4 protein-coding genes are annotated in these 2,541 nt (G+C 67.7%); all 4 read right to left on the reverse strand.

The features are described 5' to 3' along the window. Positions 1–42: 42 nt before the first annotated feature. The 4 genes from ACWIE7_RS18755 to ACWIE7_RS18770 all read right to left on the reverse strand — a co-directional run bounded on the left by ACWIE7_RS18755 (position 43) and on the right by ACWIE7_RS18770 (position 2,442). Positions 43–942, reverse strand: a complete 900-nt coding sequence (locus ACWIE7_RS18755; RefSeq protein WP_454058884.1) for an ArdC-like ssDNA-binding domain-containing protein — start codon at positions 940–942, stop codon at positions 43–45. Positions 943–1,105: 163 nt separating this feature from the next. Continuing rightward, positions 1,106–1,348, reverse strand: a complete 243-nt coding sequence (locus ACWIE7_RS18760; RefSeq protein WP_378002048.1) for a hypothetical protein — start codon at positions 1,346–1,348, stop codon at positions 1,106–1,108. A gap of 118 nt (positions 1,349–1,466) precedes the next feature. Then, positions 1,467–1,751, reverse strand: a complete 285-nt coding sequence (locus ACWIE7_RS18765; protein WP_378002049.1) for a hypothetical protein — start codon at positions 1,749–1,751, stop codon at positions 1,467–1,469. A 136-nt stretch (positions 1,752–1,887) separates the two neighbouring features. Next, entirely contained in the window at positions 1,888–2,442 is a 555-nt protein-coding gene (locus ACWIE7_RS18770) for a hypothetical protein (RefSeq protein ID WP_378002050.1), read from the reverse strand. Positions 2,443–2,541: the final 99 nt, after the last annotated feature.

Raw genomic sequence — 2,541 nt, forward strand, 5'->3', positions numbered from 1 at the left:
GCGCTTAGCGGAGCGGCGCCACGCCCGACCGCCCCCGCCGGCCTAGCCGGCGTCCTCCTCGGTCTCGTCGGTGAGGGCTTCGGCGATGAGGTGAACGGCTTCCTGGACCCGGATGGCGGTGGCTTTGACCTTCTCGGCCTGGCCGCCGCTCCAGCTGGCGACGTAGCCCACGCTGTAGTCGCTGGTGTCGAGACCGTGCAGTCCGGCCACGACGTAGGCGACGGATTCGGCTTCGAGCTCGCAGGTGGCCTGGTCGGGCTCGGTGGTCGCCTTGCCGTCCTCGTCGGTGTGCAAGATCGCGTGCGCGGCCTCGTGGATGGCGGTCTTGGCGGCGTGGGCGTCGGACAGGTCGGCGTCCACGACGATTCTGCGGCTGCCGTCGATGGTGCAAAAGCCGTTGACCTCGCCGGGGATCTGCTCGCGGGTGACGGTCCAGCCCTGGCCGGTCATCCATGCGGTGATGCGCTGGAACAGGTCGGCGGGGTCGTCGCCCTGGAGCTGGGCCACGGGGGCGGTGGGCTGTTCGACGCCTTCGATGGGGTCGGTCTGGGAGATGTCGAACACCGACACCACGGGCGGCGGGCACTTGACGGCGCGGCGGGTCTTCTCGCCGGTGGTCTCGTCGGTCTCGGACGCGATGCGGAAGGGCTTGCCGAAAATGCGGATCGCGGTCTCACCCTTACGGACCTGGCGGCCCTTGACCTGCCATGCCTTGAATCCGGCGACCTGGGTGGCGTGGGGGCACTGCACCTGAATCAGCAGCGTGTTGTTGAGGCTGTACTGGTGGAAGCTGCCCAGGAAATCGAGCCAACGCTGCCACTGGCCGGACTCGGTGAGGGCGTTGACGGCGGCGGTCAGCTCGTTGTGCATCTGCTCGACCTTGGCGGCGCGGGCCTCACGGGCAGCTTCGCGCTGCTGCGGGGTGTAGGTCTTGCGGGCCATTGTTGGCTCCTTTCGGGTTCGGGGTGAGGGGCCTCTGTGGCCCGCTCTGCTTCTAGCATACACGTATGATGCGCGTATGCAACGAGTATGATGCGCTCGTGCCTTAATCCAATGCGGGGCCGCCTGCCCGGCTCGCTTGTGGCGGGCCGGGCAGGCGGTGAGGTTAGAGGTTCAGCCCTCCGGCGCAGCCGAAGCACCGCGCCCCGGAGGCGCTGGCGGTGATGGCCTCGCCGCAGTTGGCGCAGCGGCGGGCGGGATGGGCGAAGGCGTGCCGCCCGTCCTCGTAGTGCCACAGCATTTCGGTGCCGTCGTCGGCGAGCACCAGCCAGATTTCGGCCGCGATGGTGCGGAACTCGTCGGGGACCTCGAGGTCGAAGGACTCGAGGAGGGTTCCGGGCTTTGCCATTGTTGGCTCCTTTCGGGTTCGGGGTGAGGGGCCTCTGTGGCCCGCTCTGCTTCTAGCATACACGCATCATGCACACATTGTGCGTGTGTGATACGTTAATGTGTGTTTACCTGCGGGTTTAGGGTTCGGGAGCGTATACGAGGCGGCTGACTCCGCGGCTGGTGTAGTAGCCGCCGGTGAAGGTTCCGGTGTCGGATGGCTCGTCGTGGCCGAGTGACCAGACTTGGGCGGCGAGGTCGTCTGCGTCGAGTGTGCCGTCGGGCTTGGTGTGGGGGGTGACGATGCCGGTGCGGGGGCCGATGGTGATGCGGCGGGCGCGGTGGTCGCCCGCGCGGGCGAGGTTGACGGTTTGGCGCAGGAGGTCGCGCAGGCTGGTCGAGTGCAGGGGTTCGGCTGTGTCCATGCGGGCCAGCCTGGCACGGCTCGGGGCGATTTCTCCGTGACGCGGGGCTGTCCTGTTGTGGCCTGTGGAGGCGGGAGCGGGCTGTGAAATGCCCGGAGGGGACGCCCCTCGGGCGTCCCCTTTAGGGGGCTGTGGGCTAGGGCAGCAGCACGTCGAAGTGGGTGAGGGTGACGCTGTGGGCCGTGGGGGCGTTGGTGGTGCTGGTGAAGCGTGCGGTGAGGGCTCGGACGCGGGGGCCGATGTAGATGACTCCGGAGACGTAGTAGATGGTCTCTTTGCCGTTTTCGACGGTGTCGATGTCGGGGGTGTACTCGAAGATGGCGCGGTGGGTGTCGTTGGTGCGGACCTTGCGGGCGACGGCGGCGCGGTTGATCGCAGCGGCTCCCTGGGGGGTGGCGATGTGGTCCATGTCGGTGACGCGGCTGCGATGGTTGTTGTAGACGGCCAGGGCGACGCCGATGGCGCGGTAGATCTGGCGTAGGACCAGATCGGCGACGTTGGGGGATTCCTCGGCGGGTGCGCCGTGGTTGCGCTCGAGCTGCTGGGCGATGTCGTCGCGGGCGGCGTCCTTCACCTGCTCGATGAGCCAGTCGCTCGCCGCGAGCGGGGCCACGTTGTAGCGGCGCATATCGGCGTAGGCGGCGGCGATCCCCTCGGCGCCGGGGATGACGTAGGCGGGCGACGTGGCCATGGTCGCTCCTTTCGGGTTCGGGGTGAGGGGCCTTGTGGCCCGCTCTACTTCCATTATACACGCATCATACTAGTATGCAACTAGTATGGGCCGGTTAAA

Source organism: Dietzia sp. NPDC055343 (assembly GCF_053645265.1).